Origin of the sequence: Sphingomonas sp. CCH9-E2, assembly GCF_001557215.1 — a bacterium.
Taxonomy (GTDB): domain Bacteria; phylum Pseudomonadota; class Alphaproteobacteria; order Sphingomonadales; family Sphingomonadaceae; genus Sphingomonas.
In genome coordinates, this window is record NZ_LSJM01000275.1 from 1 (window position 1) to 943 (window position 943).

Below are 943 nucleotides of genomic sequence, written 5' to 3' on the forward strand. Positions count from 1 at the left end.
CGTCGGCAGCGAAGACGAGGGCGCGAGCCAGGTGATGCGCGACATCTACCGCCCGCTCTCGCTCAACCAGTCTGCCCCGGTGATGTTCACCGGCCGCCGCACCGCCGAGCTGATCAAATATGCCGCCAACGCCTTCCTCGCGGTCAAGATCACCTTCATCAACGAGATTGCGGACCTATGCGAACAGGTCGGCGCGGACGTGCAGGAGGTGTCGCGCGGCATCGGCATGGACAACCGCATCGGGCGCAAGTTCCTGAACGCCGGTCCCGGCTATGGCGGATCGTGCTTCCCCAAGGATACGCTGGCGCTGCTCAAGACCGCCGACGACCATGAAACCCCGCTGCGGATCGTCGAGGCGACGGTGCAGGTCAATGACAGCCGCAAGCGCGCAATGGGGCGCAAGGTGATCAAGGCGATGGGCGGCGATGTGCGCGGCAAGACCGTCGCAATCCTGGGCCTCACCTTCAAGCCGAACACCGACGACATGCGCGACGCGCCCAGCCTGGCGGTGATCCAGACGCTGCAGGACGCGGGCGCGATCGTTCGCGCCTATGACCCGGAAGGGGTCGAGCAGGCCCGGCCGCTGGTCAAGAATGTCGAATTCTCGACCAGCGCCTATGCTGCGGCAGAAGGTGCCGACGCGCTAGTAATCGTCACCGAATGGGACGAATTCCGCGCGCTCGACCTCAATCGGATGAAGGGGCTGCTCAACGCCCCTCTGCTGGTCGACCTGCGCAACATCTACCCCGCCGAAGAGGTACAGCGCGCCGGGCTCAAGCTGGTCGGCGTGGGCAAGAAGGTGGATTGATCCGTTCCCTTATCCTCCCCCGCCAGGGGGAGGTGTCAGCGTAGCTGACGGAGGGGGAGGAAGCACGACGCTGGAGAGGACACAGCCGCCCTCCCCCTCCGTCGCCTTCGGCGCCACCTCCCCCTGGCGGGGGAG

1 protein-coding gene is annotated in these 943 nt (G+C 66.1%); it reads left to right on the forward strand.

The genetic code is table 11. From position 1 onward, the window contains the following. Positions 1-808: UDP-glucose dehydrogenase family protein (locus AX681_RS12680; RefSeq protein WP_156456095.1), on the forward strand; the 808-nt coding region annotated here is incomplete at its 5' end. Positions 809-943 lie beyond the last annotated feature (135 nt).